At 69.1% G+C, this 16,264-nt stretch carries 13 protein-coding genes; 11 read left to right on the forward strand and 2 right to left on the reverse strand.

All coding sequences use genetic code 11. The features are described from left to right. The 3 genes from NON22_RS10025 to NON22_RS10035 form a co-directional block, all read left to right on the forward strand. Positions 1–1,992, forward strand: a 1,992-nt coding sequence (locus NON22_RS10025; RefSeq protein WP_257386792.1) for a coiled-coil domain-containing protein, incomplete at its 5' end; no start/stop codon positions are given. Further along, positions 1,979–2,815, forward strand: coding sequence for a hypothetical protein (locus tag NON22_RS10030; protein ID WP_257386793.1), 837 nt, complete (start codon positions 1,979–1,981; stop codon positions 2,813–2,815). The genes NON22_RS10025 and NON22_RS10030, both read left to right, overlap by 14 nt. Positions 2,816–2,979: 164 nt before the next feature. Further along, positions 2,980–5,820, forward strand: coding sequence for a hypothetical protein (locus NON22_RS10035; RefSeq protein WP_257386794.1), 2,841 nt, complete (start codon positions 2,980–2,982; stop codon positions 5,818–5,820). A gap of 95 nt (positions 5,821–5,915) precedes the next feature. On the opposite strand, the gene NON22_RS10040 is transcribed toward NON22_RS10035, so the two are convergent. Further along, positions 5,916–7,211, reverse strand: coding sequence for an OmpP1/FadL family transporter (locus tag NON22_RS10040; RefSeq protein WP_257386795.1), 1,296 nt, complete (start codon positions 7,209–7,211; stop codon positions 5,916–5,918). Between the two features lie 173 nt (positions 7,212–7,384). Between NON22_RS10040 and NON22_RS10045 the strand changes: the two genes are divergently transcribed. Together NON22_RS10045 and NON22_RS10050 are read left to right on the forward strand one after the other, a co-directional pair. Then, the gene (locus NON22_RS10045) at positions 7,385–8,350 is read left to right on the forward strand and encodes an SPFH domain-containing protein (protein ID WP_257386796.1); all 966 of its coding nucleotides are present in this window, start codon (positions 7,385–7,387) and stop codon (positions 8,348–8,350) included. 10 nt (positions 8,351–8,360) lie between these two features. Beyond that, a complete protein-coding gene (locus tag NON22_RS10050; protein ID WP_257386797.1) occupies positions 8,361–8,801 on the forward strand; it encodes an NfeD family protein in 441 nt (146 codons plus the stop codon). Between the two features lie 44 nt (positions 8,802–8,845). Here NON22_RS10050 and NON22_RS10055 read toward each other — a convergent pair whose 3' ends face one another. Further along, a complete protein-coding gene (locus NON22_RS10055) occupies positions 8,846–9,127 on the reverse strand; it encodes a hypothetical protein (RefSeq protein ID WP_257386798.1) in 282 nt (93 codons plus the stop codon). Between the two features lie 144 nt (positions 9,128–9,271). Here NON22_RS10055 and gcvT point away from each other — a divergent pair, with 144 nt between their 5' ends. From gcvT to NON22_RS10085, 6 genes are all read left to right on the forward strand, one after another. Next, complete coding sequence (gene gcvT, locus NON22_RS10060; RefSeq protein WP_257386799.1) at positions 9,272–10,357, forward strand: glycine cleavage system aminomethyltransferase GcvT; 1,086 nt, start codon at positions 9,272–9,274, stop codon at positions 10,355–10,357. 84 nt (positions 10,358–10,441) lie between these two features. Beyond that, positions 10,442–10,840, forward strand: coding sequence for a glycine cleavage system protein GcvH (gcvH, locus tag NON22_RS10065; RefSeq protein WP_257386800.1), 399 nt, complete (start codon positions 10,442–10,444; stop codon positions 10,838–10,840). A gap of 728 nt (positions 10,841–11,568) precedes the next feature. Beyond that, positions 11,569–12,081 (forward strand): met regulon transcriptional regulator MetJ, encoded by a 513-nt coding sequence (metJ, locus tag NON22_RS10070; RefSeq protein ID WP_257386801.1) that lies wholly within the window; start codon positions 11,569–11,571, stop codon positions 12,079–12,081. A 227-nt stretch (positions 12,082–12,308) separates the two neighbouring features. Beyond that, the gene (locus NON22_RS10075; protein WP_257386802.1) at positions 12,309–13,349 is read left to right on the forward strand and encodes an SRPBCC family protein; all 1,041 of its coding nucleotides are present in this window, start codon (positions 12,309–12,311) and stop codon (positions 13,347–13,349) included. Positions 13,350–13,435: 86 nt separating this feature from the next. Further along, positions 13,436–15,718: a glycoside hydrolase family 44 protein gene (locus NON22_RS10080; RefSeq protein WP_257386803.1), complete on the forward strand. Its 2,283-nt coding sequence runs from the start codon at positions 13,436–13,438 to the stop codon at positions 15,716–15,718. A gap of 266 nt (positions 15,719–15,984) precedes the next feature. After that, positions 15,985–16,264: hypothetical protein (locus NON22_RS10085; RefSeq protein WP_257386804.1), on the forward strand; the 280-nt coding region annotated here is incomplete at its 3' end.

Here is a 16,264-nt window from a genome sequence, read left to right on the forward strand (position 1 = left end):
CCGCCGCCGTCGCGGCGGCCGTCCCCGCGCCCGCCGCTGTGGCCGTGGCTGGCCGCCGGCGGCGGGGTGCTCGCTGTGTTGCTCGGCGTGGGTTTCTGGCGCTGGCAGGCCGGTTCGGGCATGTCGGCCGAGACGCGCGAGCTCGTCGGCTTCTGGCTCAAGCAGGCCGACACGCTGGCCGGCGAGGGCAAGATGGTTTCGCCGCCCGACGACAATGCCTATCAGGTCGTGCAGAAGGTGCTGCAGAAGGATCCCGAGAACGAGGCCGCGCAGGCGCTGCTCGCGCGCATGGCCCAGGCGCTGCGCGCCGAGGCCGAGGCCGCGCTGGCCAAGAACGACTACGCGCTCGCGCGCGACAAGGTCGACCAGGCCCTGTTCGTGCGCAAGGACGACGCGGAAGTCGCCGCGCTCAAGCAGCGCATCGACGCGGCCGTCGCGAGCGAGGAACGCCGCAAGCAGCTGGAACAATTGCTCGCCGGCGCCGCCGCGGCCGACAAGGAGTCCAAGCCGTTCGGACCCGACGGCAGCTACGCGCTGCTCGTGAAGGCGCGCGACCTCGCCGCCGACGACGCGACGGTCAGGCAGCGCATGGACGCGTTCGTCGCGGCCCAGCTCGCGCCGGCGCGCGAGGCGCTGGCCGCCGGCAACAGCGAGCGGGCGAACCTGCTGCTGATCGGCCTGCGGCCCGAACTCGGCAAGGAGCCCGCGTTCGTCGCGCTGAGCGGCGAGGCCACGCGCGCGCAGCAGGCGGCCGGACTCGAAAAGCAGATCGCGGCGACCCTGCAGCGCGGCGAGGCCGAGCTCAAGGCCGGCCGTCTGGCCGAGCCGAGCAGCGCGAACGCGCTGGCCAGCCTCGGCCAGCTGCGCGAGATCGCGCCGCAGGACGCACGCGTGACGGCGTTCGCCGGCCAGCTCGCCGCGGCGCTCGTCAACGAGGCGCGCCAGTCCGCGGCGAACGCGCCGCAGCGCGCGCTGGAACGCGCCGAACTCGCACTGCGCGCGGATCCGGCGCGCGGCGACGCGGCCGCGCTCAAGGCCGCGATCGAACAGCGCCTAGGCCAGCGCCTCGCCGACATCGGCCGTGCGCTGTCGCAGGCCAAGCAGGCCATCGCCGAGCAGCGCTATCTCGCGCCGGCCGGCAACAACGCGCGCGAGGCGCTGACCAACGTGCTCAGGCTCGATGCGCAGAACGCCGAGGCCGGCCAGCTGCTGGCCGAGCTGCCGCGGCGCGTCGCCGAAGGCATCGAAGCGAAGGCCGCGGCCAAGGACACCGCGGCCGCGCTCGAGCTCGCGCGCAGCGGCACCGCGGCGTTCCCGAACGATGCGGGTCTGAAGACGCTGCTCGCGCGCACCGAGGCCCAGGCCCAGGGCGAGCAGCGCGAAGCCGACGCGAAGGCCGTGCGCGAGCGCATCGCGAACGCGATCGGCGCGACGCCGGTGCGCGTGGATTCGCTGAGCATCGCCGCCGCCGCGCTGTCGCCGCTGCTGACCGCGAATCCGGCCGATGCCGAGGCGCTCGCGCTGCGCAAGCGCCTGGCCGAGACCGCGGCCGCGGCGCAGCGCGCGGCGACCAGCCTCGCGGATTTCGACGCGTTCGCCGGTTTCCTGCGCAGCAACGACAAGCTGCTGGCCGGAGAACCCGCCGTGGCTGCGCTGCAGCGCGACGCGACCGCGCTGCGCGACAAGCTCGATCAGCTCGAGCGCGAGCGCCTGGCCGCGCTGCAGGGCGAGCTCGTGCTCAACGCGCAGCCCTGGGCGCAGGTCGAATCCGTCGTCGACGGCAACCGCAAGGCCGTCGCGCTGCCGGCCGAAGCGAGCACGCCGTTCGCGCTGAAACTGCCGGCCGGCAACTACGTCATCACGTTCCGTCATCCGCAGGCGAACAAACCGGTATCCGTCATCGCCAAGGTCGAGGCGCAGCGTCGCGCCGTCGCCAATGCGGCCTTCCCGACCATTTCTGCAGAGGACTATTTCTCGCGTGCGGGCTGGTAAGGGAATCGGCATCCTGCTCGCGGCGCTCTGCGCCGCCGCGCCGGTTGCGGCCGACTACAAGGACAGCTACAGCCGCGGTCTCGAAGCCGTGAAGGACGGCGACTGGGCGACGGTCCGGCAGCGCATGCAGGAAGCACTGGCCGACAATCCGGCCGCCGCGCCGCGCGTGCGCCTGTACGGCCAGCGCTGGGAGCCTTACGTCCCGCAGTACTACCTCGGCCTCGCCGCGTTCCGGCAGGGCGACTGCGCGACGGCGATGGCGCAGTGGCGTTCGGCCGCCAACGTCGGCGTCATCGGCAGCGTGCCCGCGCTGAAGGCCGAGCAGGACCGCAACGCGGCGAGCTGCGAAACGCGCCTCGCGCAGCAGGGCAAGCCCGAGCCGGCCAAGCCCGAACCGCCCAAGAGCGGCGGCACCGTCGCGCCCGACGGCGACACGCCGAAGCCGAATCCGCCGAGGCCCGAGCCGCCGAAGACGGAACCGCCGAAACCCGAGCCGAGCAAGCCGCCGAAGCCGGCGGAAACGCCGCTGGCCCAGCGCGTGCCGGCGCCGCTGCTCGAAGCGTTCCGTAATTATCTCGGCGGACGCTACACGGACGTCATACGGCTCAATCCCGACAGCTTCGCCGAGCCGCGCGCCCGCGCGCAGGCCTATCTGATCCGCGCCGCCGCGCGGCAGATCCAGGCCGGGCTCGACAACTCCGCGGCCGGCCTCGACGCCGCGCGCGCCGACATCCGCGCCGTGCGCGCGGCCAGCCCGAGCCTGTCGCCGGACCCGGCGCTGTTCTCGCCGAGCTTCCGCCGCCTGTACAGCGAGACGCGCTGATCCCTGTCGCGTTCGCGCGCCGTACGACGTTTCCTGTAGGCGGCGGCGCTGCGGCCGCTGTTCGTGTCGTGACGGCGGCATCGTTGCGTTGCGACGCCTGAAGGACTGCGCTAGCGTGACGCGGCGCAGGGGGAACTGCGGGGAGCATGAGCATGGGAGGCAGTATGCGTGCGTTGATCCTGGCGGCCTGGGCCGTCGCAGGCAGCCTGTTCGGTAGCGTCGCCCTTGCGGGCAATCCGCCGCCTTCGTTCACCGATCGCCTCGAAGGCGACGCACCGGGCACCGTGCAGGTCGGTTCCTCGATCAACCTGACCTGGGCCGCGGTCGCCCAGGCCTGCAGCTACGTCGGCAGCGCATTTCCCGCCGGCGTCAGCTTCGACAACTGGCCTGCCGATTCCGGCTCGACCACGCCGCCGGCCTGCAACAGCTTCTCGAGTTGCGCAGCGCCGCACTCGGTGCCGCTGTTCCTGAATGTGCCGGGCACCTATCATTTCCAGCTGACCTGCTTCACGACGGGCGGTCCTGCGGTCAGCTCGAGCATCGACGTCGCCGTGACCGAGGCGCCGAGTTCCGAGCGCATCGCGCTGAGCCTGTCGGCGAGCACGGCCGGGCTCGTGCGTCCCGGCGACACCTTCGACTTCACGATGCTGCTCAACAACAACGGCGGCTTTCGCCTGACTGCGCCGCGCACGACCTTGACCCTGCCGGCGGAGGCCGCCTACGTGAGCAGCACGTGCGCGAGCGCGAGCGGCACGACGGTCACCTGGTCGCTGGCCAACGGTCTCGGCAGCGGCGAAAGCGCGACCTGCAAGGTGACCGCCCGCCTCAACAGCCTGCCGTCCGGCGACGCGATACAGGCCACGGCGAGCACGACCTTCACGATACTGCAGTCCAGTTTCACGTTGCGCACGAGCGAGCTCGTCTCGACCCTGCGCCGCTCGCGCTCGTTGACTCTGACGCGCAACGGCACGCCGACGACGGCCAACTCGGTCACGCCGGTCATCAGCGGCGACGGCAGCGTCGTGCTGTTCGCGACGCGCCAGCGCGGGCTGACCGGCGACGACAGCAATGCCGGCGGCAGCGACATCGTGCTGAAGAATCGCCGCGACGGCACGGCGCGCCTCGTCAGCGTGCGCGGCAGCGACGGCGCCGCGCTGCGCGGCAACAGCTCGTCGCCGACGATCTCGGCCAACGGCCGTGCGCTGGCCTTCATCTTCGAACCCGCCGCCACGAACGGCGGCGACGTGCCGAAGGCCGGCGAGACCGGGCAGCTCTGCAGCGCGCCGCCGAATGGCCTGTTCCGCCCGACCTGCACGACGACGGCGCCGAACGGGCAGCCGCTGTCGGGGCCGGCCGAAGGGCCGACGATGTCCGCCGACGGCAATCTGATGGCGTTCTGTTCCTCGGCCAGCAACTGGGTGTCCGGGGACGGCAACGGCGCAAAGGACGTGTTCGTCATGAACATGGCGACGAGCGAGGTCTCGCTGGTCTCGGCCACTTCGGCCGGCGTGCAGGGCGACGGCGCGAGCTGTGACGCGGCGATTTCCGGCAACGGCAAGTTCGTCGTGTTCCGCACGCGCGCGCCCAACCTCGGCGGCGGCGCGAACTGGCAGGTCGTGCGCAAGAACCTCGAGACCGGCCAGGTCGAGCGCCTGAGCCAGGGCGGCGACGGCGGTGCGGCGAATGCGGATGCGGGGCGACCGTCGATTTCCTACGACGGCAAGCGCGTGACCTTCGCCTCGCGCGCGAGCAACCTCGTCGCCGGCCTGCTCGGCGGCAACAGCAACGTCTACATCTATTACACGCCCGGCGCGGCAGCCGTCACGCTGGACGGGACGGTGCCGAAGGACATCGGCAACGGCCTGTTCGGCGTGCGCAACCGCACCGGCGGCGCGCCGAACGGCGACGCCGACGACCCGACGATCGCTTGTACCGGTGCGAGCGTCGCGTTCGGTTCGACCGCGAGCGACCTGATCTTCGGCGACAACGGCGGCACCAAGGACGTGTTCGTCGTCGACGCGCAGACCGGCGCGACGCGCCGCGCGGTGTCCGCCGGCGGGCCGGACCCGAACGGGCCGTCGACGAATCCGTCGCTGAGCTGCGAAGGCACCGCGATCGTGTTCGAATCCGGCGCGACGAACCTCGATCCGGCCGACCCGAATACGAACCAGGACATCTACGCGCAGGACGATCCGCCGAACGCCACGGGCGGCATACCGCGCGCGCTGGGACCGTCGTTCAGCGGCAACTGGTTCAACACCGGCCAGAGCGGCCATGGCTTTCTCATCGAGGCGCTGCCCGACGGCCGCTACTACCTGACCTGGTATCTCTACGTCGACGGCCAGCCGCTGTTCCTGCAGGGCGTCGGCACGGCCACCGACAACGTGCTCGACGTCCCCGTCTACAGCACGCGCTCGACCGCGTTTCCGGTCGGTTCCGGCGGCGTGACGAACAGCAACTGGGGCCGTCTGCGCATGACGTTCGCGAACAACGACACGGCGTCGGTGACCTGGACGCCGAGCGGTTTCGGCTTCTCGGTAGGCACGTTGACGTTGCGCCGCCTGACGGCGCCGGCGCTGGTCCAGTCCGACGTGCCGGGCACGACGATCAAGGCCTGCTACAGCGGCGTCTGGTTCGAACCGGCGCGCTCGGGCTACGGCTTCAATCTCGAAGTCATCGAACAGGGCGACGGGGACCGCGCGCTCGTGACCTACTGGTATACGTACCGGCCGGACGGCAGCCCGCTGTGGCTCAGCGGCGTCGGGCGTGCCGTCGGCAACGACATCCGTGTCGACCTGTATCAGGGCGGCGGCAGCGGCGCGCAGTTCCCGTTCAATTTCGTGGCCGATGCGATCACGCAGACGCGCTGGGGCAGCGCGACCCTGCGCTTCACCTCGAACAACACGGTGAGCGTGAGCTATCAGCCGGCGCTCAGCGGCTACGCCGCCGGCAGCGCCAATCTGGTGCGCCTGACCGAACTCGCCGGCCGTTCCTGCGTGAACTGATACGGCAGCGGAAGGATCGGTCGCAGGCCTTCCGCTTCCCGCAAAACGAAAACGGCGCCGTCAGGCGCCGTTTTCGTCACCGATGAACGGTGGATTCAGAAGCGATAGACGCCGGAGACCGAATACGTATCGAGGCCGTCGGACAGGTCCGCGCCGAAATCGAGCTGGAAGCTCTTGAACGCCCAGCCGCCGCCGACGGTGGCATGGTTCTCGGCGCCGCGGCCGCCGGCGAACAGGGTCGCGAGCACGGCCTGGGTCGCGTCCGCCGGCGTGCCCTTGAACGCGACCGAGTGGCGCGGATCGTGCCAGAAGCCGGCGCGCAGGCTGAACGGTGCGGACATGTTCGCGAACGTGTATTCCGCGCCGAGATGCGCTTCGGTGCCATCCTCCAGACGCAGCTGGTTCGCCGCGTTCTGGATGTCGAACAGCGTGTTGACGTCGTCGGTCAGCTGCGAATACATCACGCGGTCGAGATCGAAGTTCACGACGAACGTGTCGGTCGGACGCCAGGACAGGCCGACGCCGAAGATGTCCGGAATGTCGAAGCGCACCTTGTTCAGCGAGGTGAAAAGTTCCGGCGCCGGCAGCGGATTGCCGTCGACGTCGTTGTACAGCACGTTGATCGCCTTGTAGTCGAAGCGCGGCGCCTTGCGGTAGGTCGCGCCGAGGCTCCACTGGTCGCTGAGCTTGAAGCGCGCGCCGACGTTGAAGCCGAACGCATTGTCGTCGCCGTTCTGGAACTGGCGCGAGGCGATCGAGATGTTCTGCGGATTGATGTCGTCGACGCGCACGGTCGCCGTATCGAAGCGGAAGTCGTAGCGCGTCAGGCCGATGCCGAGCGAGACGTTGTCGTTGGCCTTGAACGCGGCCGACGCGCCGATGCTCACGATCTTCAGGTCGGCGATCGAGCGGAACGGGAACAGGCGGAACTCGCCGACGTCGGCGCCGTTCAGGGTCGCGAAATCGGTGTCGAAGCGCGCGAGCTCGTGGCGGTAGAACGCGAACGACCAGCGGTCGTGCGGAATCACGACGGACAGATAGGACAGGTTGGTATTCGAGCTGTCGGCGTCGCTGATGTTCAGGCCGCCGGCGCTGAACGGGCTGATCGTTGCGGTGCCGCCGTCGATGTAGGGCGTGCTGTAGGACGTGTGGCGCGCTTCCAGCGATATCTCGGTCTGCACGAGCTGGGTCAGGCCGGCCGGATTGGTGTAGGCGGCGGTCGCGTCGTCGGCCAGGCCGAGGAACGCGCCGGCCATGCCGAGGCTGCGTGCGCCCGGGCTCGAAAAGCTGAACGGGATGCTCGCGTTGGTCTCCGAGTCGGTGATCGCGAACGCGCTGCCCGCGCAACCCAGCAGGGCGGCCGAGACGGCAATGCAAAGTACACGCTTCATCGATGTGGTCTCCCCAAAAAGAAATGGTGCGCAGCAGTCGCCCCGTCAGACTCCCAGCGACGGCATACGCGGCGGATGTTAACACCGAGTTATGGCGACGGTATGCCGGGCGCGGTGCGGTGCTTGACCTATACTTGCCGGCCTATAAACGCAGAAACAGGGGAAAACACGTCATGACGGGTACCTGGCTTGCTGTCGTTCTGGCGGTGGTCGCGGTGATCGCGCTGTCCAAGACCATGCGTACCGTGCCCCAGGGGTACGAATGGACCGTGGAGCAGTTCGGCAAGTACACGCGTACCCTGACGCCGGGTTTCCACATCTTGATTCCGGGCATCCAGGCCGTCGGCCGCAAGATGAACATGATGGAGCAGGTGCTCGAGATTCCTTCCCAGGACGTCATCACCAAGGACAACGCCGTGGTCCGCGTCGACGGCGTCGTGTTCTTCCAGGTACTGGATGCGGCCAAGGCCGCCTACGAAGTGTCCAATCTCGAACAGGCGACGATCGCACTGGTCATGACCAACATCCGTACGGCGATCGGCTCCATGGATCTCGATGAATCGCTGTCCAAGCGCGACGAGATCAACGCGAAGCTGCTGCGCGTCGTCGACGATGCGACGCATCCGTGGGGCATCAAGGTCAACCGCATCGAGCTCAAGGACATACAGCCGCCGCGCGACCTGGTCGAATCGATGGCGCGCCAGATGAAAGCCGAGCGCGACAAGCGCGCGGCCGTGCTCGAGGCCGAAGGCGCGCGCCAGTCCGAGGTGCTGCGCGCCGAAGGCGAGAAGCAGGCGGCCATCCTCGAAGCCGAAGGCCGCCGCGAGGCGGCCTACCGCGAGGCCGAAGCGCGCGAGCGTCTGGCCGAAGCCGAAGCGAAGGCCACGACGATGGTGTCGGAAGCCATCGCGAAGGGCGACGTCAACGCGCTGAACTATTTCGTCGCGATCAAGTATGTCGAGGCGTTCAAGGCGGTCGCGACGTCGCCGAACCAGAAGATCCTGATGATGCCGATCGAGGCGACCGGCGTGCTCGGTTCGCTGGCCGGCATCGCCGAGATAGCCCGCTCGGCCGGCGTGAGCGCGGCGAATGCGGCTGGCGCGGAAGGCAAGCGCCCGCCGAACAAGCCGACGGCCTGAGCGCGGCGCCATGGACCTGATCTCGCTCTGGTGGATCGCCGCGCTGGTGCTGATCGCCGCGGAAATCGTGCTGCCGGGATTCTTCCTGCTCTGGATCGGCCTGGCCGCGGCCGGCGTCGGCATCCTGTTGCTGCTGGTGCCGGGACTGGGCCTGCTGGGTCAGGCCGTCGCGTTCGCCGCGCTCGCGTTCGCGAGCTGCTTCGGCTATTGGCGTCTCGCGCGCGACAGCCTGCGCGCGACGCCGGCGCCGACCCTGAACCGGCGCGCCGAGCAGCTCGTCGGCCAGCATTACGTTTTGGCGACCGCGATCGAGAACGGTCGCGGCAAGGCTCACGTCGGCGATTCGCTCTGGTCGGTCGAAGGTCCGGACCTGCCGGCCGGCGCCCGGGTCGCCGTCGTCGGCGTCGACGGCACCTTGCTGCGCGTACAGGCGGTCGACGCGGCGGACTGACGATCGAAGACGCCGCGGTGCCGATCGGATCGGCGGTTGCCGGATCAGTGCTGCGGCGTCTGCGCCACGGCCGCCGCGTATTTCTGCAGGATGCTGCGCAGGAGCGGCGCGCTGCGCGCCTGCCAGCGCAGCGCCCACACGGTGAACACCGCGATGACCGCGAACGCCGCGGCGAATGCGGCGGGTTCGCTGCGCACGAAGCCGAACGCGACGAGCAGCGCCGACGGCACGAGGTAGGCCGCCGCGTACATGTTCCCGCCGTCCTGCGGCAACAGCAGGCGGGCGAGCAGGGCGGCTTCCTCGGGCGTGAATTGCGGTGCGTTCATGGGGTTTCTCGCGTCGGCGGCGGGCCGTCATGGTAGCCGGCGCCGGCAGCGCCGGTCGGATCGCGCCGCGCCGGCGGCGGTAATGCGCTTGGATTGCGCCGGTGGGGCCGGGATAATGCGCGCTTCCCCCGGCCGGACCCTTCCATGAGCAAGCAGACCGTACTCAATGCCACCCATCGCGCGCTCGGCGCCAAGATGGTCGACTTCGGCGGCTGGGACATGCCGATCAGCTACGGTTCGCAGATCGAGGAACACCACGCCGTGCGCCGCGACGCCGGCATGTTCGACGTCTCCCACATGACCGTCGTCGATCTCGAAGGCGAGCGCGTGCGCGATTTCCTGCGTCGGCTCGTCGCCAACAGCGTCGACAGGCTCAAGACGCCTGGCAAGGCGCTGTACACCTGCATGCTCAACGCCGACGGCGGCGTCATCGACGACCTCATCATCTACAGCCGTGCCGACGGCGCGTTCCGCCTCGTCGTCAATGCGGCGACGCGCGACAAGGATCTGGCCTGGATCACCCGCGAGGCCGCGCCGTTCGCGGTGCAGGTCCGCGAGCGCCCGGAGCTCGCGATCATCGCCGTGCAGGGACCCAACGCGCGCGCCAAGGTGCAGGGTCTGCTGTCGCCGGAGCTCGCCGCGAAGGCGGCCAAGATCGGCAAGTTCGTCGCTTGCGAAGGCGACGGCCTGTTCATCGGCCGCACCGGCTATACCGGCGAGGACGGCTACGAAATCATCGTGCCGCAGGAACGGGCCGTGGAACTCTGGAACCGCCTGCAGGCCGCCGGCGTCGCGCCGGCCGGACTCGGCGCGCGCGACACCTTGCGCCTGGAAGCCGGCATGAATCTCTACGGCCAGGACATGGACGAAACCGTTTCGCCGTACGAGGCCGCGCTGGCCTGGACCGTCGCGCTCGACGAAGGCCGCGACTTCACCGGCCGCGCCGCACTCGAGCGGCAGAAGGCCGCCGGCGTGCCGCGCGCGATGATCGGCCTGGTCATGGACGAGAAGGGCGTGCTGCGCCACGGCCAGCGTGTCGTGACCGCGAACGGCGATGGCGAAATCCTCTCCGGCACGTTCTCGCCGACCCTCGGCAAGGCGATCGCGTTCGCCCGTGTGCCGGCCGGCGATCCCGGCGCGGTGCAGGTCGACATCCGCGGCAAGCTCATTCCGGTCCGCGTCGTGAGCTTCCCGTTCGTGCGCGACGGCAAGCCTTGCGACGGCGTGTGATCCGGCCCGACTCCTCCCTCTGATTGCTTCCCGCCGCCCGCGTGTAGAATCGCGCCGCGGTGCCTACCTCACAGGACAAGACCCATGAACGAAATTCCCGGCGACCTGAAATTCATGAAATCCCACGAGTGGGCGCGCGTCGAAGACGACGGCACCGTCACGGTCGGGATTTCCGACCACGCCCAGGGCCTGCTCGGCGATCTCGTCTACGTCGAGCTGCCGAATGTCGGCGACACGCTCGAAGTCGGCGCCGGCTGCGCCGTGGTCGAATCGGTCAAGGCCGCTTCCGATGTCTACGCGCCGGTCGCCGGCGAAGTCATCAAGGTCAACTCGGCGCTGTCGGACAAGCCCGAGACCATCAACGAAGACGCCTACGGCGACGGCTGGATCCTCGTCGTGCGTCCGACCAACCTGCAGGAAGACATGGAAAACCTGCTGGATCCGGACGCTTACGCGGAACAGCTCGACAACGAAGACGATTGACCTCCGATCCGCACGACGTGATCGAAAAGGGCGCGCCGCAAGGCGCGCCCTTTTCGTTTGCGCGGCGCGCATCGGCAATCGCTGTCGCGGCCGGCGCAGACACCGCGCATGCGACGTGTGCGGCGACGGTGCCGAGTGTCGCCGCGCATGCAGCGCCGCGCGCGCGAGCGTGGCTCGCGGTCATCGCGACGGCGGCGAGCGCCGCCGTCGAGTCTCGCCGCGGCGCTGCGCGAAGCATGCGCGCGGCGTCGCGACGCTGCGCAATTTCGCGCAAATCGGTCCGCGTCGGGGTTGCCGGCAGTCCGCGAGCTGAACGTCCGGCCACCGGGAGCTCCGCTTCGTCGCGCGCGCTCCGCGGCGCTCGGGGCGCCGTCGCGGCATCGTCGCCGGACGACGGCGCCGTCAGTTCCCGGCTATATCGCAGTTTGCTGCAAATGATAAAAAGTAATCTATGGATTCGCCGATTGCCGCGCGAATGCAGGGGTTTTCTTTCGCGGGCCCGGCGCCGGCGTGCGCGAGGGAGCGACGCGGCGCGCTATCCGTTTAGATGGCTGGACGGCCGCGGCGGCGCGGGCCGCGGCGGCGTCGCGCCGCTCGTTCGCGCAGCCGCTGCGTCGACGAGAATGAGGCATCTTCGTGCATGTGATTGTCTCGCATCGAAAACTTGTTGACACTGCTGGACGACAGGAATAATTTTCGCGCCGTTGAAACGCGCGCGTAACGGAGATATGACGGCAAGCACGTACATCGACCCGTATGTCGAACATGGGAGCAAGTCCGAAGCGGTACGCAAGATCACCGTCTCGATCCCGATGCACGTACTCCGGCTTCTCTCTGATGAACGTACGCGGCGGCAGGTCGCCAACCTCCGCCATGCGACCAACAGCGATCTGCTGTGCGAAGCGTTTCTGCACGCTTTTACTGGGCAACCACTGCCAACTGACGAGGAGCTAAGACGTATGGCCATGAAGAAAGCAACCGCGAAGAAACCTGCCGCTAAGAAGGCGGCTAAGAAAGCCACCGCCAAGAAGGCCCCGGCCAAGAAGGTCGCCAAGGCCAAGGCTGCGCCGGCCAAGAAGGTCGCCAAGAAGGCGGCCACCAAGAAGGTAGCGGCGAAGAAGGTCGCCAAGAAGGCGACGGCCAAGAAGGCCCCCGCCAAGAAGGCGGCTTCGAAGAAGGCCGCTCCGGCCAAGGCCGCTCGCGCGACCAAGGCTGCCAAGCCGGCCGCCGCCGCGAAGTAATCCGCTACACGCAGTACCGCTACAACAAGTACAACCAGCAAGACGTTTCGGATTTGCCTCCCCTGCGGTGCCCAGCGCAGGGGGCGGACTTACCGGAACCAGCGAAGACGCCGCGCAAGCGGCGTTTTTCGTTTGTGCGGCCGGCGCGCCGCATCGCCGCAGGCGACACGGGACCGGCCTGCGGCTAGCATCCGGGCATCCGACCATCGCGCCCCGGGGGGTTCTTCATGCGTCTGTTGCTGCGTCTGCTCGGTCTGCTGCTGGTGCTCGCCGTGCTGCTGGTGGGACTGGCCTTCGTCCTGCCCGACCGCGCGCACGTGCAGCGGTCGATCACGATCGCGCGGCCGCAGTCGCAGATCCATCTGCTGCTGACGAACCCGCGCCGCTTCAACGACTGGTCGCCGTGGTTCGCGCTGGATCCCGCGGCGGACTACGTCTACAGCGGCCCCGACAGCGGAGTCGGCGCGACACTGGCCTGGTCCAGCAGCAACGCCGACGTCGGCGCCGGCAGCCAGACCATCGTCGCCGTGAAGCCGGACGAGTCGGTCTCGCTGACCGTGGACTTCCGCAATCGCGGCACTGCAGACATGCGCTTCGATCTCGAGCGGCGCAGCGACGAGACGCACGTGACGTGGAGCCTCGACAGCCGCTTCCCGCTGCGCCTGGATGAGCACTTCGCCGGCGACGCGGTCGGCCGCTACGTCGGCGTGTTCCTGGACAGCCTCGTCGGCGGCGATCTCGAGCGCGGCCTGCTCAATCTGCAGCAGCTGGCAGACACCTTCCCGCCTATCGACATCGCCGGGATCGAACCGCAGCTCGTGGAGCTGCCGCCGCGCCGCGTGATTACGATCGCGCTTGCGACGGAGGCCGACGATGCGGCCAACCTGCGCCACTGGAACGCGGCGCGGCAGGAGCTCGAGCAGTTCGTCGCGCAGAACCGGCTGTCGGTCGAAGGCCGTCTGCTGCAGCTGGCGCCGCCGAGCTCGGCCGGCGACGCCGACGCCGAGCTCGCGCTGCTGGCGCACTTCGACGTGATGCCCGACGACACCGACGTGCGCGGTCGCGTGCTCGCCGCAACGCGCGCCGTGCAGCTCGAACACAGCGGCAGCGTGGCCGAGCGGCGCAAGCTCGTAGACAAGCTGCGCACCTGGCTGCTGGTCAAGGGGCTGCACAGCGGCGACTGGCTCGTCGAGGAATACGTCGACGGCGATCTGCTGCAGGGCACGACGCGGATTTCGATCGCCGTGCAGTCGCCTGCGGCGAACTGAGCATTGGCGCAAACAGCGCCTGTGACCGGCGCCACGTACGCCGCAGTATGAAGCGCTAAGCTGCGAACCTCGTCCCGGGGGTTCGCATGTCCGCACGCTGGTCGTTGTCGCTGCTGCTGTCGCTGTTCTGTCTGCCGGCCGGCGCGCAGAGCACGCTCGATCTCTATGTCGATGCGCTGCACCCGGCGTTCCAGGACTGGAGCTGGGCCGCGGCCGCGGACTATTCACTGGCCAATACGACGCCGGTGCAGGGCGGCAATCGTTCGATCCGTTTCGTGCCGCGCAGCTGGGGCGGCCTGCTGCTGGCCGATCCGGCCAACAGCTACGACGCGGCGAACTACGAGTCGCTGACGTTCTGGATCCACGGCGGCAGCAGCGGCGGACAGAACCTGCGCCTCAGCGTGCTCGACGGCAGTACCGCGCTCAGCGAGATCGACGTCGGCGCGCACGCGGCCGGCGGCATCGTCGCGGCGACCTGGCACCTCGTGACCGTGCCGTTCGATGCCGCGCACGGCCTGACCTCGGGCAGCTTCAACCGGCTGCAGATCATGGACGGCACCGGCGCAACCCAGGGGCAGCTCTATCTCGACACCGTGCGCTTCGCGCCGCGCACCACGCCGCCGCCGGCGGGCACGCAGACCGTCAGCATCGATCTGACGCAGGACCGGCGCGCGGTCAGCCCGCTGATCTTCGGCATCAGCTACGGCAGCAACGCGGCTCTGGCCGCCGCGCGCTATCCGCTGCGCCGCTGGGGCGGCAATTCGACGACGCGCTACAACTGGCAGGCCGACGTGCACAGCACGGCCGGCGACTGGTACTGGCAGAACATTCCCGACAGTCCCGGCGGCAGCGGCGCCCCGCCGGCCGGCAACTCCGCCGACGCCTTCATCGACGCGACGCGGGCCAACGGCGGCGAAGCGCTGGTCTCGATCCCGAGCATCGGCGTCGCGCCGATCGACGACCGCAACAACAAGCGCTGGGGCTTTTCGCAGGCCAAGTATGGTCCGCAGCTGCGCGACGAATGCGACGAGCCGGGTTCGGCCGGCTGGTGCACGGCCGACGCCGGCAACGGCGAATGCGATCCGGCGCAGAACACCGCGCTCGATCCGCAGGGCCACCGCTACTGCCAGTACTACGCCACGATCAACGGCCAGCAGCGCTATCACATCGTCAACAACGACCGCTCCGACACGTCCATCGACGTGACGCCGGCCTACTGGGCCGGCTGGATCGCGCATCTGCAGTCGCGCTACGGCACGGCCGGCGGCGGCGGCGTGCGTCTCTATGCGCTCGACAACGAACCGATGCTGTGGAATTCCACGCATCGCGACGTGCATCCGCTCGCGCCGACCTACGACGAGGTCTGGACGCGCGGCCGCGACCTCGCGATCCGCATCAAGCAGCAGGATCCGGGCGCGCTGACCTTCGGTCCGGTGACCTGGGGCTATCCGGATCTGTTCACCTCGGCCAAGGATGCGGAGGACTGCAACTGCGTCGCCGGTCCCGACCGCGCGGCGCACGGCGGCAAGCCGTTCGTGCAGTGGTACCTGGAACAGGTCTGCGCGTATCAGGCGCAGAACGGCGTGCGCCTCGTCGATTACCTCGACCTGCACTACTACCCGCAGGGCGACGGCATCGTCGATTTCGACAGCAGCAACCTCGGCTATTCGGAGAGCTCCGCCGTCGCGGCCAAGCGGCTGCGCTCGCTGCGCGAACTCTACGATCCGAACTACGTGTCGGAGTCCTGGATCGCCGATCTCGGCGACACCGACAGCAACCACTACAGCAAGCCCGGACTGATTCCGCGCGTCAAAGCCTGGATCGCGCAGGCCTGCCCGGGCACGAAGCTCGCGATCAGCGAATACAACTGGGGCCCGGACCAGGGCGCGACCGGCGCGCTGGCCCAGGCCGAGGCACTCGCGATCTTCGCGCGCGAAGGCGTCGATGCGGCGATGCGCTGGGTCGCGCCGACGGCCGGCAGCTACGCCGAGGACGCGTTCAAGCTGTATCTGAACTACGACGGCGCGTTCGGCCGCATCGGCGGTGACTCGGTGCGCACCGTCGCAAGCGACGCGAACGCGCTGGCCGCCTATGCCATTCACCGCAGCGGCCAGCAGCTCTATCTGCTGCTGTTCAACAAGTCGACCTCGCCGCAGGACGTGACGGTGAATCTGTCGGCACCGCTCAGCGGCAGCTGGAACGCCTGGCGATTCGGCGTCGGCCAGCATCTCGCGGCCGCCGGCAGCGGTCCGCTCGGCGGCACGAGCTTCAGCCTCGCGGCCGTGCCGGCGCGCTCGGCGACCTTGCTCGTGCTGCCCGATCCGGGCATCGCCGATCGCATCTTCGCGAACGGCTTCCAGTCGCCCTGAGTCCCCCGCCGTCCGCGCCGATTGCCCGCCAGCGGCCGATTCTGACGCGGACCGTCACGGCTCCGCCCTAGCAATCCACCGCTGCGCCGACTGCGACGGCGTTGGCACGGCGCTTGCGACACTCGTCGCAAAATGCGCTACATTCGGAGTCATCCGCGCGACGCGGCCATGGGGGATGGCACGGCGAAAGCCGCATGGCAGCAAGAGGGAACAGCGTCGAAGGCGCGCGGATTCCGGGGAAAACCTCTCAGTTGCGAAGAGTAACCATGGCTGCTCGAATCGATTTCCGTTCCCTTCGCCACGCCCGTGGCAACGCCGCTCCCAAGATCATTGCCGCGATCGTCATCCTCGCCGCCATCGGCGCAAGCGTCTGGTATTTCGTGCTGCGCAAGCCCGAGACCGTGATTCCGGAAGCAGCTGCGCCGGCCGCCGACGCGGGCCAGGCCGCCGACGGCGCGGCGGCCGCGCCGGTCACGCCCGACCCCGCCACGCTCGACAAGCTCAACACCCTGACCGTCGACCAGCTGTTCAAGGAAGCGCGCACCG

It is taken from the genome of Tahibacter caeni (assembly GCF_024609805.1).
In the GTDB taxonomy this organism is placed as follows: Bacteria; Pseudomonadota; Gammaproteobacteria; order Xanthomonadales; family Rhodanobacteraceae; genus Tahibacter; species Tahibacter caeni.